Here is a 15951-nt window from a genome sequence, read left to right on the forward strand (position 1 = left end):
ATAATCATGAAAGATATATTGGATAAATTGGCGCATGTTAGCACTTCTATTGGGGATATCGGATTTTTTGAAAAGCTGACAAGTTTTCTGAAAAGTCATATCAACTTTGATAGATTAAGCGTTGATGCGGTTTTTGGCGATGTTCGTCCAATTCCTATCTATGATAATTGCCCGCCTGAAGAATATGACATCTATACAGCCCGTTATCTCAAAGGCCCTTATAAACTTGACCCCATTTGGCAATATTGTCAGCAACAAGACAAGCCTTTATCAAAATCCTATGCTATGGATGATTTCCATACGGAATCATTTAAGAAATCCAAGTTCTATAAAGATTATTATGTTCAAACAGAAGTGATAGATGAAGTGGGTTTCATCTGTATTCTGGAAGAGAATAGAGCCTTAACGCTAAGTATGGTCAGGCGGCGAAATCAGCGACTATTTTCCCAAGCAGATATGGAATTTCTCTTGGCCTATGAGAAAATAATCATCGCAATGTTAACATCACATTGGCGCGTGTTAAATCGAAAGCTATCTAGTGAGAGCCATACAAGAAACATCAATGATATTCTGGATACAGGTCTAGAAACTTTCGCGAAATCCATTCTGACATCAAAAGAACAGAAAGTCGCAATCTTAATATTACAGGGAAATGATAACAAAAATATTGCTCAACTTATGGACATCACTATTGGCACGGTTAAAAATCATCGAAAAGCCATTTATCGCAAACTTGATATCACCACTTACGCAGAATTATTTTCTTTATTCCTGCTGTCTTTGCGAAATGTAGAAAAGGCCGTTTCTGCTGATCCTATGGTTTTGGTCGAAAACAAGGAATCATAATTCACTTATGATGCAATCAAGTAATTGTTTTTACCTGATTTTTTAACAGTATACATACGCTGATCTGCCTCACGTATCAATTTTTCTGAATCCGCCCCATGATCAGGATAAAGGGCTACCCCTACACTTGCACCAATCGTAACTTCCAGCCCTTTGATATCGATCTTAGGGAGAAGACTATTTGTAATTTTTTCTGCCAACGCGGATACAGCGTCCATATCTTTCACTCCTGTCTGCAAAAGTATGAACTCATCCCCGCCAATACGTGATACAATATCGGCATCCCGAATACAGGATTTCAATCGATCCGCGACAGTCTTCAGAACTGCATCCCCGACATCATGTCCATATGAATCATTGACTTCTTTAAAACCGTCTAAATCAATAAACATAACGGCCAGTTTTTCGTTTTTGCGCGAGGCTAACGCCATTAGTTTGGTTAAATTTTCCTGAAATAGACGTAAACTTGGTAAGCCTGTCAGGGCATCATAATGCGCTAACATATGAAGCTCCGCTTCCGCCAGACGCGCTTCTTCCAAGGCAATCTTCAATGGCGTCACATCATATTCCGCCATCAGCATCAAGAAATCACCAGTCAACGGATGGCGGGTCATGCGGATGTCCAGCATATGTGTTCGAACACCTGCAGAGGTACGCATGCGATATTCCCATCGTCCGCCCTCTTCTTCTTTTGCACGATTAAAACAAGCCAAACCCTCTTCATGGATTTCAAAACGTGCGGTAAAATCCGTGACATCTTTTTCATATGCGATATCATTTAAATGTTTATAGGCTTCGGTTGCCGCCGGATTTTCGATAACGCTTTCACCTTCCAAGGTAAAACTGGTCACCATCACCGTGGTGTAACGCATGGCTTCTACAAGCAATAAATTCTCCGGCTGCTCCCCTAAATTCACGTCTTCGTGGATATAGGCAATAATGCCTCTATGACGTTCAGGCCCTAATAGCGCTGCGCGATGTTTCATAAATAATGTTTTGGGTTTTCCATTTGGATATGTGGTCCAAGGATCAACAGTAAGCCCTTCTTTCACGGCAAGGTCAAAAGTTTGTTCCATCCGTTTTCTGGCCCCATCTGTATCCCCAGATAGGTCCTTGTTGATTAAATCATCAACTGTTTCCAACCCCCAGAATTTTATGGCTTCTGTATTCCCCCACCACCATCCATGCTTATCCAGATCAAAAACCCAGATCGGATTTGGCACAAGATCATAAAGTTTTAATTCATCAGAGGTTTCTATGATTGTTAAATGGCTATAATCTGGCGTTGTCATTTTTGCTGTTCAAACCCCATCTGTAATTCAGATTTCTATTTATGTTACATAGCATTTTTATCTCAGCTGAATAATTCCAACTAATCAAGCTTTAAGAAAAGACATCTAAATATTTTTTAGGACTGAATTTCAACCAGTTCTAAATCTTGGGTGAGTTCTTCAGATGTTAAAGGCTCAAAGATCGTCTCACAGAAATCAAAAATTTCCCGTGGCACCTCAAAGCGATAAGTTTCGGTTTTCTCATAATTTCGTTTTTCAACTCGTTGCCATCGTGTTTCTTGATCAACATCCAGATAATGTACAAGGATTTCGTTTTGCTCAGGATCAAACGCATCTATCACCCGGCGTCGTTGCTCCTTCGAAAAAAAGCCCATATCCAAAATCACATGAACGCCTAACGTCACAATACTCTGCGTTTCTTTCAGGACTTGCTTTTCGATTCTAACCGTTCTTTCCAATGCCCATTGATATGTATCTTCTTCCGGTGCATCCATCCAGAACAAGTTACCCATCCAGTCGTCAATGGTAAAAATATGTGCGCGTTCTTTCTGCGCTAGTTTAGCAGCATAAGTGCTTTTACCTGCCCCTACATTTCCAACAATTAGATGAATTTTTGCCACGTTCTTCCCCTATATATTTTGAACAGACAATCTATCCTTAAATCTCCATTAAGCAATAAAAAACCCGCCACCATATGGTAGCGGGTTTTTCGTAACAGTTCGACTGTAACGTAACGATTAACGTTTGGAGAACTGGAAGGAACGGCGAGCTTTTGCTTTACCGTATTTCTTACGTTCAACAACACGAGCGTCACGTGTCAAGAAGCCGCCGGATTTCAATACACCGCGAAGTGCAGGTTCGAAATTAACCAAAGCGCGGGACAAACCGTGGCGCAATGCACCAGCTTGACCGGACAAACCACCACCTGTCACAGTTGCCATAACGTCAAACTGACCTTCACGCTCAACGTGACCGAAAGGTTGGTTAACGATCATTTGCAATACTGGACGTACGAAGTAGTTTTCAATTTCACGACCGTTTACAGTTACTTTACCAGAACCTGGTTTGATCCATACACGTGCAACAGCACCTTTACGGCGACCAGTTGCATAAGCACGGCCCAAGTCATCCAATTTAGGCTCAGCAGGTGTTGCAGAAACTTCTGCAGCGCCAGCCAATTGAGACAAATCATTCAATGTTTCTTCAGCCATGATTAACCCCGTGTATTTTTAGAGTTGCGTGCTGCAAGATCGAGAACTGTAGGCTTTTGAGCGTCATGTGGGTGTTCTGTACCCGCATATACTTTCAAGTTGCTCATTTGCTTACGGCCCAATGGTCCACGAGGAACCATACGCTCAACAGCTTTTTTGATTGCACGTTCTGGATATTCACCTTCCAGAATTTGACCCATTGTGCGGGATTTGATACCGCCTGGGTGACCTGTATGCCAGTAGAATTTCTTGTCTGTCAGCTTGCGACCTGTTACAGCGATCTTCTCAGCGTTGATGATAACAACGTTATCACCACAGTCCATGTTTGGTGTGAAAGTTGGTTTATGCTTACCACGCAGAATTTTAGCAACTTCTGCAGCAAGACGACCAAGCACCAGACCTTCCGCGTCGATCAAGATCCATTTCTTGCTTTCAGCGATTTCACTGGCTTTCATAGAATAAGTCTTCATGACACATCCTGTAGCTTGTGATTAAAATTAAAACTCGATAAAAAACCGCGGCACAAACTGCACCGCGTCTCTGGAGAGGGGTTGTATAGAAGCTACCTTCGCAAGTCAACCCCAACCTATTTCAAAAAAAACAATAAAAACAATAACTTAAAAAATTGGTATTATAATACCGCAATTATTTCGCCTTATTTCCTGCGTTTCTTGGACGTTTTTGCATGTAGCGGTATATAAATACCGCTATTTTTGAGGTGGTACCGAATATGTACCTGTCACATGGGCACAAGGTTGATCATCCCCTTCTGCATAAAGGGTCATGTCACCAACCATCAATCTCTTCCCAATCTTGATAAGTTTTGTATGGCATAATAGATCAGCTTCGCGCGGCTTGTTCAGGAAGTTAATATTCATACTCGTGGTCACCGCCAAAGGCACTTTCCCCACAACAGATAAAACCGCCAACCACATAGAATAATCGGCTAGAGCAAACATAGCTGGCCCACAAATTGTGCCTCCAGGGCGCACATGTTTTTGAGCATATGGCAAACGGGTCAGACAATCCGCATAATGTAAATCATCAATTTTGAAATCATAATAGTCCGTAAATGGCGCATCACTATCGCGAATAACTTCAAATTCTTCCGCGGTAATCGCAGAAGGCTTTTTTGCCATATTTTTCATGTTGTTCATTCCCCTATTCTCTTTCCAACTTATTCTTGTTGTTCTAAGCTTTATGTAACTTGTTAAGGGAAAGCTAATGACAAAATCTGAAATTTCAAAGGAAAATCTTCTTTTACGGGAAGATAGAAATGCTGTTGCCTATCTAACGCTGAATAGACCGGAAGCTTATAACGCCCTATCCATTGATCTCATGGAAGCAATTCTATTTGAACTTGACGCGCTAGATCGTAATCCTGAAATTGCCGTTGTTGTTATTCAGGGATCTGGAAAAGGGTTTTGTGCAGGTCACGACCTGAAAGAAATGAAAGCCACACCAACTGTTGAATTTAGGAAAAAAACTTTCAAAACTTGCTCTCGGATGATGCAAGCGATTGTTAACCTGAGACAACCTGTCATTGTTAAAGCCCATGGCATTGCCACAGCCGCAGGATGTCAGTTAGTCGCAACAGCGGATTTGGCGATTGCGGCATCAGACACACGCTTTGCCACCCCCGGCGTGAATATTGGTTTATTTTGCTCGACTCCAATGGTGGCCTTAAGCCGTGCAGTCTCAAAGAAACATGCTATGGAGATGCTGCTCACGGGCGATATGGTAAATGCAGAGAGAGCCGTTGAAATTGGCTTGATTAATCAACATGTAATGACTGATGACCTTGACCCAGCAACAATAGATCTTGCTGAAAAAATTGCCTCTAAATCTCCGCTGGTTTTAAAAACAGGTAAAGAAGCTTTCTATAAACAAGATGATATGAATTTGACTGATGCTTATGACTATTGCGCCCAAGTCATGGTAGAAAATATGAGTTTCAAAGATGCAGATGAAGGCATTCAAGCCTTTATCGAAAAACGCCCTCCGATTTGGACAGGACAATAAAATGGATTTTAACCATAAAGAAGATTTCTATTCCGATGCATATATCGCAGATATCTTAAAAACAACAAAACGTATTGCCTTGGTTGGCGCCAGCGACAAGCCTGAACGGGCAAGTTACCGGGTTTTTAAGTTTCTACTTGATAAAGGGTATGACGTCATTCCTGTTTCTCCTAAATTTACGGATAAAGATCTATTGGGACAAAAGGGATATGCCTCCCTTGACCAAATACCGGGTGAAATTGATCTGGTAGATATATTTCGTAACAGTCGTGACGCGGGTGGCGTTGTGGACGAAGCGATTAAAAAAGGTGCCAAAGTGGCATGGCTACAACTTGAAATCATCAATCATGAAGCAGCTGATCGTGCAGAATCCGCAGGTATGAAAATGGTGATGAACCGCTGCCCTGCAATTGAGTATCCGCGACTGAGCCTTGGTTAAAAACTATTGAGGTAACGATATCTGTTGTTCAGACCATAGGCATAATACAGCATAGCAACTATCTAATCCTAAATGGAAAAGAACGAATAAACCGATATCTAATAACAAACAGATAAACATAAACAGGAAGACGGCTTTCCATGTAAGCCTTAATCCCGGACCAATGGGATTATCAAGAAAGCTCTGCTTTTTGGCAGAATGGGAACCAATGTCAGCAGCTGTTTCTTGCCCTTTTGCCGTTTGCTCCCCTTTTAATTTATCAGAAGCTGCACGACTGGCTTTGCTTATTTTCTTTTTTGCCATTAGATTTCCCCTAAAGTGCAGACCTAAATAATTTCAACAGGCATAAGATGAACAAGATTCACCTAGAATGGGAAGAGTTTTCTCAGCAAGATTGGGAAGATTGCTTGAATAAGATTCCACGTAGTAATGCTTTCCATGACTGGGATATGGCTGAAATTCTTACCAACGAATTCAACAATGGACTGGAAAGATGCCTCATCAAACGAGGTAATAAGATCATTGGTTTAGCCCAGCTTTATAATGTGCCAAAACTAAAAATCCTAACACATCGCAAATTGATCCGGGGTCCGATCTTTTCAAAGCCACCGATGCCGGATGAATTGATGGATATCCTTCTTAAAATTAAACAAAGAAAATCTCTGCTAAAAGGTTATATGACCGATCTGATGCCTGAATTGCCTGACAGTGAGGCCGTTAATCGCGAACTCAGTAAAAATGGCTTACATAAAGTGCTCAGAGGCTATCAATCCATCTGGATTGATTTGCGTAAATCTGAAGATGATTTACGTAAAGACTTGCATAGCAAATGGCGTAATCAGCTTTCTAAAGCTGAGCATGAAAATCTCGATTTCATGGAAGATGCTAACGCCGAAGATTGGTTATTACAGCATGTAACAGACCAGCAAAATACAATAGGCTATGATGCAATGCCACCTGCTGTATATTTCAAACTACCTGATAGCAAAAAGATGGTTGTATCTATTCAGCACAATCAAGAACCCTGTGCTGCAGTTTTGATCCAACTTCATGGACAATCAGCAACTTATCAGCTTTCCTTTGCAGATGAAACTGGCAAAAAACTTAATGCAATGAATTTATTACTTTGGAAATCGATATTGCACCTCAAGAATAGAAGGATCAACAATTTTGATCTTGGCGGCATAGAACCCGAAAAAAATCCCGGTCTTGCGCGATTTAAAGAAAGAATGGGCGGAGAAAGCTTTACATTAGCAGGGAACTTTACGTAAATTGCAGCCATCTCTTACTTAATAGGAATAAAAAAAATGAGTTTCCCAGACAACTCTTCCCTCTCCAAAGCGGAGCTAGAGGAAGGTAACGTACTTGCCCCAAGGTTTGATGAAAATGGTCTAATCCCCGTTATCACAACCCATGCGGAGACTAAAGACGTATTGATGGTTGCCTATATGAATGCCGAAGCTCTTCATATGACTATTGAGTTGGGAGAAGCCGTATATTATAGCCGTTCACGTGATGAAATCTGGCATAAAGGCAAAACCAGCGGACAGGTTCAAGTCGTCAAAGAAATACGCACTGACTGTGATCAAGATGCCATTGTGTTATCTGTGATACCTGGTGGTGATGGTGGCTGTTGTCATGTGGGATATGAAAATTGCTTTTATCGTATCATCCCATTTGGTGATAAGGACAAAGCAGACAATCCCGTGCTAGGTGAACCGGATGTAACAAAGGTGCGATAATCGCACCTTTTTTTTATCTTTCATTATATTTTGAAACTTCAATCAAATTTCCATCAGGGTCACGGAAATAAACAGATGTGATAGGGCCTTTTGCACCCGTTCTTAGGACAGGCCCCTCCAGCACCGGCACCAATGATGTTTCCAAATGCGCTATCACGGTTTCCATTGGCTGGGTTGTAATAAAACAAACATCGGCGCTTCCTGTATTTGGGCGGGCCGGTAATTGTTCAACGCCTGCATTATCCTTTGCATGAAGATTGATTTTTTGTCGGTTAAAATGCAAGGCAACACGACCATCATTAAACACTTCACGACGCATTCCTAAAACACGTTCGTAAAAATCACAAGTTGCGTCAATATCGGCAACAGTCAAAACAAAATGGTCTAAACGATCAATTGTAATCGGCATGATCTGCCCCTTTTTCTTCATTGTTGATCAGATACTGCATTCTTATAGCTAAATAAGTGATCTGAAATCCTGTGTCTAGTTTCAAAATTCAATTATTCTGACAAAGCATTTACCAATACCTAAACGAAACCTAATAAATAAGCAGGACATAAGTTTCTTTTTTCTGTAACATATATTTAGTTTAAGAGTCATTCTAGATTGCTATCAGTGCCGGCTAAAAAAATAGAGATATACAACATATGGAAAATGTAGACCACCAAGCATTTCTCAACGGTATTAAACGCCAAATTAAATATGCGTTCCAACCGATTGTAGATATTCACACTGGCACAACTTATGGCTATGAAGCACTGTTGCGTGGGCAGGATGAATTAGGGTTTGGGTCTATTCAAGACTTCTTCGACCATGCCTGGAATAAAGGGATACTGCACCAAGCTGATGTCATCCTGCGTCAAAAGGCATTGCATGGATTTGCAGGAATTAATGGTTCCGAGAATATGCGTCTCTTTTTCAATATGGACGGACGGACTTTTGAATCCCCTGACTATCATCCAGATAGTACAGCAACGCTGCTTAAAACTTATAACCTACCTCGAGACAGTCTTTGTCTGGAAATGTCAGAGCTTTACAATAATAGTGAAGCTAAACATATCACAGATATTCTGGCACGTTGTAGACAGCAGAATTTCCGCCTCGCACTTGATGATTATGGTCGCGGTTTTTCTGAACTTAAAATGCTCTATGATTACCAACCTGATTATCTGAAGATTGATCGGTTTTTCATTGATGGACTAGCTGAGGACCAGAAAAAACGCCTTCTGGTTTCTAATATGGTGAATATGTCACATGCCTTAGGTATTCATGTGATTGCAGAAGGTGTTGAACGTGTTCAAGATTTTAACTTCTGCAGAGAACTTGGTTGTGACTTAGTACAAGGTTATCTCATTTCTCGCCCACAACTGGATCATGATAAAGTTAAAACCTATTATCCAATCATTACCAAACTTAATAATGATGATCGACGGAATAGAAAACAAATCGCATCTAATGTCGAAGAACATTTAGAACATCAAAACACAGTTATCCGTGAATATGATCAGATCCAAGATGTACTGGAAATGTTTAAAAACAACCCTGATCGTATTTTCTTTCCTGTCGTGGATGAAAAAGGTGAAGCACGCGGGATTTTACGTGAATCTGTGCTTAAGGGATATATCTATAACCGCTTTGGTCATGCTCTACTTAACAACCGTGGCATTGGACATCGTGTCATTGATTTTATTACCCGATGCCCGATCGCAGATATTGACCAGAGTCTTGATGAAATCCTGCACATCTACGCAACCAATGACATTCCTGAAGGAATTATGATCAGTCGTAATTTCAAATATCTAGGTTTTTTGAGCAACCATTCCTTACTACAAATCATTAATGAGAGACGCCTTGTTCAAGCACAAGACCAAAACCCACTCACTAAGTTGCCTGGAAATAATTCCATCAACGATTTTGTCGGTAAGATTTTAAACACACAATCCACGGGTACACATGGCCTAGCATATTTTGATTTTAACAATTTCAAACCTTTCAACGATCATTATGGTTTCCGTCAGGGTGACCGCGCAATCCTGCTATTTGCCGATATTATGAAAAAACATCTTGTTCAGGAAGGTGCCTTTTTAGGCCATGTAGGGGGCGATGACTTTTTTGCTGGTTTCTCAGATAAAGATCAAGAGACAGTATTGTTAAAAGTTAGGAAAGTTCTAACTTCCTTCAATCAGGATGTTGAAAGTTTTTATGCAAAAGAAGATCGAGAAAAGGGTTACATTCTTGCAAAGGATCGGGACGGCCTCTTCCGCAAATTTGCAATGTTATCCTGTGCGGCAGCTGTTTTAATGTTACCTGCTTCTGCGTCAATTGAACAAATGGATCAGATCGGTGAGAAACTCGCCTATTTAAAAAAACAGGCAAAGAATGCGGCAGGTTTTGTCGCCTATGACCAACTTGAACCGCAAAAAAAAGCAAAAGTGGAGCTTCTTCACAAATAGCTCCACCAAAGTCTTCTCTCACTGAAACAGAGAAATTAAGCGTTAAACTCTAATCCCCATTGCATATAAAAATTGGAATTTTCTTCCCAACGTTCACGCACTTTAACATATAGGAAAAGATGTACTTTACGGCCAAACATTTCCGTTAGCTCTTCACGTGCATCTGCGCCAATCTTTTTAATACGCTGACCATCTTTCCCCAAAATGATACTACGCTGACTTTCACGACGCACATAAACAGTTTGTTCAATTTTCACACTACCGTTTTTAAACTCTTCCCAAGTCTCGGTTTCCACCGCTAACTCATATGGTAATTCCTGATGGACATTTATGAATAGTTTTTCACGGGTTACTTCAGCGGCCATCATACGTAATGGCATATCTGTAATTTGATCTTCTGGGAATAACCAAGGACTTTGCGGAATTTTTTCACACAAGAATTTTAACAAGTCACTAGCCCCGTCTCCATTCAAGGCGGAGATCATAAAGATATCAGTGAAAACACCTGAATCATCTAGCTCAGCAGTTAACGTTAATAATTCTTCACGTTTTACTTTATCAATTTTGTTCAACGCTAAGACGGCTTTACGGTTATTTTCCTGCAGATTTTGAATAATAGCTTTAACCTCATCTTTCAGACCAACCATTGCGTCCACCATCAAGACCACAACATCTGCATCTTTTGCCCCATCCCAAGCAGCACGCACCATAGCACGATCCAAGCGGCGCTTTGGCGCAAAGATACCTGGTGTATCGACGAAAACGATTTGCGCATCATCTTCAATCACCACCCCAAGCACACGACTTCGGGTTGTTTGCACCTTATGAGTAACAATTGAAACCTTTGTTCCTACAAAACGGTTTAACAATGTGGATTTACCAGCATTTGGTGCCCCGATTAGCGCCACAAAACCCGCGCGACTATTTTCCGGCATTGTCATAATTCAAAATTCCTTACAAGCTTATTCAGCAGTTAATTTTTCTAGCATAGTTGTTGCCGCCTTTTGTTCAGCAACACGTTTGGTTTCACCTTGTGCAGACACAGCTTCGCGTCCCGGCAAAGCCACTTCAATGGTAAATATTGGCGCATGATCGGGCCCGCTTCGATCTGTCATCGTATAAGCTGGCAAAGGCATTTTGCGCGCCATAGCCCATTCTTGTAATGCAGATTTCGCATCCTTGGGTGGTTTGGCTGTATTTTCTAAACGTTTTTCCAAATATTTATGGATAAACTTTCGTGCTTCTTCCAAACCTTGTTCTTTATAAATCGCAGCAATGACTGCTTCCACAATATCAGAAAGGATCGCAGGGTTATGTCTCGCACCACTTTCTTCTTCTGCCTTACCTAAAATAACATAGTTTGGTAAAGAAATTTCTAACGCGACTTCAGCCAAGGTTTCCTGACGAACCAAAGCGTTTAAACGCCGAGACAATGCCCCTTCTGGTTCCTTTGGGAAAGCATCCATCAACATATCTGCAACGCAAAGACCAAGCACACGATCTCCTAAAAACTCAAGACGTTCATAGCCTAAATCCCGGCCATGGCTTGCACTTTTATGTGTTAAAGCCCGCGTTAACCTTTTCTTATCAGAAAGAGTAACACCAAGGGCTTCAAAAAACGGAGTATAATCTATAGACATGCTATATTATTACCTAGTCTACAGAATGTAACAATCGGTCATAACGTGTACCAATAAACCAAGTCCATGGCAGATACCATTTCACACGACTATCCGCGGAATAGAATAAATTCGTTGCACGTCCAACCAAATTATCAAATGGAATATAACCTACGGATGATAACACACGACTATCAGAAGAATTATCCCGGTTGTCTCCCATCCCGAAATAATGGCCTTCGGGAACAATAAATACCTTGGTATTATCCAAATATCCTGCGTCAGTTTCCTCTAAAATATTGTAACTTTTCCCGTTTGGTAAAGTTTCAACATATTGTTTTATACTCTCCGGGAAAGGTGTCTCTGGATTAATGACATAATCTTCAATACGACGGCGTTTAACAGCCTCCCCATTAATATGCAAAACACCAGCTTTTATCTGAATACGATCTCCCGGCAAACCAACAATACGCTTCACATAATCCACACCATCTTGTTTTGGATTACGGAAAACCGCAACATCACCACGCTCAGGTTCACTTCCTATGATACGCCCCTCGAATGGAGGAAAACCAAAAAGGAAGCTATATTTGCTGTAACCATATGAAGATTTATTCACGAACATATAATCGCCAACCATCAAATTTGGATACATGGAACCTGATGGAATATTAAACGGTTCAAACAAAAAAGTTCTGAAAATAATTGCAATGACCAGAGCCCAAAAGACCGTCTTCAGGGTATCCCAAGCTTCTGCAATAAAGCCTTTTTCTTGTTGTTCTTCAGAAGTTTCGCTGGACATTTTTGCCATCCGCTTTCTCTAACTGTAATTCAATATAACATTATTTCGTTTAAAAAGGTTATGAGTGTTCATATAGGCCCTGTCAATGCAGGTTCAAACCCTTTTATCTGTTTATATTTTCGGGTTTGCTGAAATAATCACCATCGCATGTGCCAAACCAGCTTCATCAGTTAAGGACACATCTACTTGTGGTTCCATCCCGTCGGGGATTAAACTCATCATCCGTTTTAAAGCACCACCATGCAATCGCATGGTCGGCTTTCCACTTGGTTCCGGTACAACTTCCATGTCACGCCAGAAAACACCTTGACGAAATCCGGTTCCCAAAGCTTTAGAGCAAGCTTCTTTTGCAGCAAACATTTGCGCATAGCGATCAGCTCTTTTATTCGGGCGACGTTCAGCACGTGCTTGTTCTTGCTCAGTATAAAGCCGTTCTAAAAAACGAGTTCCAAACTTCGCTAGCGTTTCCTCAATACGTGGAATTGCACAAAGGTCAGTACCTGTACCAATGATCATGTTTCTATTCCTATTTCAGGTAATCTAACCGACAGTTAACCTTGCGATCTCTCAACTGTATTCACAACAGAGGACGCTCGTAATGCGGCTATAATATTACTCAGCTGCCTTACATCTGTCACTTCAACATCAACCATGATATCGAAGAAATCCTGACCTCGGTTGGTAAATTTCAAGTTATTAATATTACCGCCATCTCGACCAATCGTTGTTGTCAAAGATGCTAACGCCCCCGGTTCATTTGAAATGACGGCACTGATACGTCCAACAAAACTGGATTTCTCATCAGAATCCATATCCCAAGACACATCAATCCAACGTTCCGGCATATCTGCAAAAGCTTCCAAGGTACGACAATCGATAGTATGGATCGTTACCCCTTTACCCGTCGTTACAATACCCACAATGCGATCCCCCGGTAGAGGGTGACAACATTTCGCATAATGCAATGCCATCCCCGGGATCAATCCACGAATTGGGATCGCGTGTGCTGGTAAATCCTTCGCACGTGTCTGTGGCATTTTCTTTGCCACTTGCTGACTTTCTTTGGCTCCCGGATAAACGCTATAGAGAACCTCACGTCCTGTAACTTGACCTTCGCCAATGCGTGCATGCAGAGTTTCAATTGTGTCCGCACCATGTTTATCCAATATGGACTTCAGTGCCTTTTCCGTTAATTCATAGTCAGCTTGTCGGAAAGTATTTTCCAGAATTTCCTTACCTAGGCTAATATACTGTTCACGTTGTTTGGATCTAATAAAGCGACGAATGGAAGCCCGCGCCTTGCCGGTTACAACAAAACTTTCCCAAGACGGATTTGGCGTCTGACCTTTTGATGTCGAAATTTCCAGCTGATCGCCATTACGTAATTTCGTACGTAATGGAACGATACGGCCATTCACCTTGGCTGCCACACAATGATCGCCGACTTCGGAATGAACCGAATATGCAAAATCAATCGGTGTCGCCCCACGTGGTAAGGCATGAAGATCTCCTTTTGGTGTAAATACGAACACCTGATCGGAGAACATCTCCATTTTGGTATGTTCAAGAAACTCATCAGGACCTGCGGCATTGGACATAATGTCCAGCATGTCGCGCAACCAACGATATTGATTACCTTCCTTATTGGCAATATGCCCCGGCTTTACCTCCGGCTCACTGCCATCATTACTTTGCCCCTTGTAAACCCAATGTGCCGCGACACCAAGTTCAGCAACCTCATGCATATGTTGGGTACGAATTTGGATTTCAATTCGTTGATTTTCTGGACCAATAACGCCTGTATGTAAAGATTGATACCCATTTGGTTTTGGTAAGGACACGTAATCCTTAAAACGCCCCGGCACCACGGTATACTGACCGTGAATGACACCTAACGCCTGATAACATTCATTTGGATCTTCAACGATCACACGAAAGGCCATAATATCTGAAAGTTGTTCAAAGCCAACATTCTGACGTTGCATCTTTCGCCAAATAGAATAAGGCGATTTCTGGCGCCCTGTCACCTTGGCGTTCAATCCATGCTGATCCATCAAACCTTGTAATTCTTTAATCACACGATCAATCAGGCCGCCTTCTTCATTATTCAGGAAATCCAAACGTTTAAGGATTGAACTACGCGCATCGGGATTAAGTTCCCGGAAGGCAAGCTCTTCAAGCTGTTCTTTCCAATCACGAACACCAACACGTTCCGCCAATGGCACATAAATATCCATCGTTTCCCGTGAGATACGACGGCGTTTTTCTTCCTTCTTAATAAAGTGAAGCGTGGACATATTATGAAGACGGTCAGCCAACTTCACCAATAAAACACGGATATCCTTAGACATCGCAAGAACGAGCTTACGGAAATTTTCTGCTTGTTTGTTTTGTTCTGACTGCAATTCAAGTTGGGAAAGTTTTGTCACCCCGTCTACAAGACCGGAAACTTCATCACCAAATAGTTTGGAAATCTCATCCAAAGTTGCATCGGTATCCTCTACCGTATCATGCAGCAATCCAGTCATGATAGAAGCCGCATCCAAGCGTTTTTCGCTTAGCAAACCGGCAACTTCAACAGGATGAGAGAAATAAGGATCACCAGATGCACGCAACTGGGTCCCGTGTTTTTGCATAGCATAAACATAAGCGCGGTTGAGAGAATCCTCATCCGCGCCTGGATCATAACTACAAACTCGTTCGGTAAGTTCGTATTGTCGCAGCATTACCAAGCCCCCTCTGTAACACCAATCCCGAAAGTCAGGACATTAAAAGACTGTTTCGGAGGGTAACTTGTTTTATGCATTAATCTTCTACGTTTGGAATATCCACGTCTTCAAAACGAATAGAAGCATCCAACTCTGTTTCTTCAACAGGTTTTGCTTCCACGCCTTCTTCACCTTCTTCAGCAACGGCTTCCGCTGCAGGTGCTGCAAGAATTTCCATCAATTCTGCTTCGCTTTCAGGCTCATCCAGATCAGCAACTTTTTGAAGGCCTTTAACCACGCCTTCAGACAGACCGTCTAATTCAACTGTTTCTTCAGCAATTTCGCGCAAAGCAACAACAGGGTTTTTATCACGGTCACGCTCAACGGTTAACAAAGCGCCATTATTAATTTCACGGCTGCGTTGTGCTGCAAGCATCACCAAATCAAAACGGTTAGGAACTTGTTCAACGCAATCTTCGACTGTTACGCGTGCCATCTGGGACAACCCTTCTGTATATTTAACATCAATTCATCAAAGCATTTTTTTCAAAATAGCGCAAAGCAGAAATCGAAAAACAATGATTTCAATCCACTGTCGCAGCCAGTTTTGAATAATACTACGGCAAAAGCTTTCGCCCCACAAAGACAAACCTAGCAGGGAGGCAGGAATATAGTGCGATCCCCCTCCCTTTACAAGCCCATTTTTCCGCCACAACAAAAAGAAATTCTATTTCTTCACACAACGTTTATTTATAATTATATTTTTCAAAAAGGAAGAAAATATAACTTTTTCTGTTGCCCTGCTTCCTTGTTGTG

Annotated in this window: 19 protein-coding genes; 6 read left to right on the forward strand and 13 right to left on the reverse strand. The window is 41.6% G+C overall.

From position 1 onward, the window contains the following. Nucleotides 1–846, forward strand: an 846-nt coding sequence (locus E1160_RS04315) for a helix-turn-helix transcriptional regulator (protein WP_155153772.1), incomplete at its 5' end; no start/stop codon positions are given. 5 nt (nucleotides 847–851) lie between these two features. Here the strand turns inward: E1160_RS04315 and E1160_RS04320 are convergent. The 5 genes from E1160_RS04320 to E1160_RS04340 form a co-directional block, all read right to left on the reverse strand. Then, nucleotides 852–2138, reverse strand: a complete 1287-nt coding sequence (locus E1160_RS04320) for a GGDEF domain-containing protein (protein ID WP_155153773.1) — start codon at nucleotides 2136–2138, stop codon at nucleotides 852–854. 116 nt (nucleotides 2139–2254) lie between these two features. Continuing rightward, on the reverse strand, nucleotides 2255–2758 hold the full coding sequence (locus E1160_RS04325; protein WP_155153774.1) for an AAA family ATPase: 504 nt from the start codon (nucleotides 2756–2758) through the stop codon (nucleotides 2255–2257). Between the two features lie 117 nt (nucleotides 2759–2875). Beyond that, a complete protein-coding gene (rpsI, locus tag E1160_RS04330; protein ID WP_155153775.1) occupies nucleotides 2876–3349 on the reverse strand; it encodes a 30S ribosomal protein S9 in 474 nt (157 codons plus the stop codon). 2 nt (nucleotides 3350–3351) lie between these two features. Next, a complete protein-coding gene (gene rplM, locus E1160_RS04335; RefSeq protein WP_155153776.1) occupies nucleotides 3352–3819 on the reverse strand; it encodes a 50S ribosomal protein L13 in 468 nt (155 codons plus the stop codon). A 237-nt stretch (nucleotides 3820–4056) separates the two neighbouring features. Beyond that, nucleotides 4057–4497, reverse strand: a complete 441-nt coding sequence (locus E1160_RS04340) for a PaaI family thioesterase (protein ID WP_218048715.1) — start codon at nucleotides 4495–4497, stop codon at nucleotides 4057–4059. A gap of 76 nt (nucleotides 4498–4573) precedes the next feature. Between E1160_RS04340 and E1160_RS04345 the strand changes: the two genes are divergently transcribed. Further along, nucleotides 4574–5371 (forward strand): enoyl-CoA hydratase, encoded by a 798-nt coding sequence (locus tag E1160_RS04345; protein WP_155153778.1) that lies wholly within the window; start codon nucleotides 4574–4576, stop codon nucleotides 5369–5371. A gap of 1 nt (nucleotide 5372) precedes the next feature. Then, nucleotides 5373–5810 carry a CoA-binding protein gene (locus tag E1160_RS04350; protein ID WP_155153779.1) on the forward strand — a complete coding sequence of 146 codons (438 nt, stop codon included), beginning with the start codon at nucleotides 5373–5375 and terminating at the stop codon, nucleotides 5808–5810. Nucleotides 5811–5813: 3 nt separating this feature from the next. Here the strand turns inward: E1160_RS04350 and E1160_RS04355 are convergent, their stop codons facing one another. Then, nucleotides 5814–6113 carry a hypothetical protein gene (locus E1160_RS04355; RefSeq protein ID WP_155153780.1) on the reverse strand — a complete coding sequence of 100 codons (300 nt, stop codon included), beginning with the start codon at nucleotides 6111–6113 and terminating at the stop codon, nucleotides 5814–5816. Nucleotides 6114–6160: 47 nt separating this feature from the next. Here E1160_RS04355 and E1160_RS04360 point away from each other — a divergent pair, with 47 nt between their 5' ends. Then, on the forward strand, nucleotides 6161–7081 hold the full coding sequence (locus E1160_RS04360) for a peptidoglycan bridge formation glycyltransferase FemA/FemB family protein (protein WP_155153781.1): 921 nt from the start codon (nucleotides 6161–6163) through the stop codon (nucleotides 7079–7081). Nucleotides 7082–7117: 36 nt separating this feature from the next. Continuing rightward, nucleotides 7118–7552 carry a phosphoribosyl-AMP cyclohydrolase gene (gene hisI, locus E1160_RS04365; protein WP_155153782.1) on the forward strand — a complete coding sequence of 145 codons (435 nt, stop codon included), beginning with the start codon at nucleotides 7118–7120 and terminating at the stop codon, nucleotides 7550–7552. A gap of 13 nt (nucleotides 7553–7565) precedes the next feature. Here the strand turns inward: hisI and E1160_RS04370 are convergent, their stop codons facing one another. After that, nucleotides 7566–7961 carry a VOC family protein gene (locus E1160_RS04370; RefSeq protein WP_218048716.1) on the reverse strand — a complete coding sequence of 132 codons (396 nt, stop codon included), beginning with the start codon at nucleotides 7959–7961 and terminating at the stop codon, nucleotides 7566–7568. Between the two features lie 239 nt (nucleotides 7962–8200). Between E1160_RS04370 and E1160_RS04375 the strand changes: the two genes are divergently transcribed. Beyond that, complete coding sequence (locus tag E1160_RS04375; RefSeq protein WP_155153784.1) at nucleotides 8201–10006, forward strand: GGDEF domain-containing protein; 1806 nt, start codon at nucleotides 8201–8203, stop codon at nucleotides 10004–10006. 35 nt (nucleotides 10007–10041) lie between these two features. Here E1160_RS04375 and era read toward each other — a convergent pair whose 3' ends face one another. The 6 genes from era to rpoZ form a co-directional block, all read right to left on the reverse strand. Beyond that, nucleotides 10042–10941 carry a GTPase Era gene (gene era, locus E1160_RS04380; RefSeq protein ID WP_155153790.1) on the reverse strand — a complete coding sequence of 300 codons (900 nt, stop codon included), beginning with the start codon at nucleotides 10939–10941 and terminating at the stop codon, nucleotides 10042–10044. A gap of 27 nt (nucleotides 10942–10968) precedes the next feature. Further along, nucleotides 10969–11646, reverse strand: a complete 678-nt coding sequence (rnc, locus tag E1160_RS04385; RefSeq protein ID WP_155153785.1) for a ribonuclease III — start codon at nucleotides 11644–11646, stop codon at nucleotides 10969–10971. Nucleotides 11647–11659: 13 nt separating this feature from the next. After that, nucleotides 11660–12427 carry a signal peptidase I gene (gene lepB, locus E1160_RS04390; RefSeq protein ID WP_155153786.1) on the reverse strand — a complete coding sequence of 256 codons (768 nt, stop codon included), beginning with the start codon at nucleotides 12425–12427 and terminating at the stop codon, nucleotides 11660–11662. A 111-nt stretch (nucleotides 12428–12538) separates the two neighbouring features. Next, on the reverse strand, nucleotides 12539–12943 hold the full coding sequence (gene acpS, locus E1160_RS04395) for a holo-ACP synthase (protein ID WP_155153787.1): 405 nt from the start codon (nucleotides 12941–12943) through the stop codon (nucleotides 12539–12541). 35 nt (nucleotides 12944–12978) lie between these two features. After that, on the reverse strand, nucleotides 12979–15153 hold the full coding sequence (locus E1160_RS04400; protein WP_155153788.1) for a RelA/SpoT family protein: 2175 nt from the start codon (nucleotides 15151–15153) through the stop codon (nucleotides 12979–12981). Nucleotides 15154–15232: 79 nt separating this feature from the next. Further along, nucleotides 15233–15631 (reverse strand): DNA-directed RNA polymerase subunit omega, encoded by a 399-nt coding sequence (rpoZ, locus tag E1160_RS04405; protein ID WP_155153789.1) that lies wholly within the window; start codon nucleotides 15629–15631, stop codon nucleotides 15233–15235. Between the last annotated feature and the right edge of the window lie 320 nt (nucleotides 15632–15951).

The sequence above is a fragment of the Curvivirga aplysinae genome (assembly GCF_009711445.1).
Taxonomy (GTDB): Bacteria; Pseudomonadota; Alphaproteobacteria; order UBA8366; family Aestuariispiraceae; genus Curvivirga; species Curvivirga aplysinae.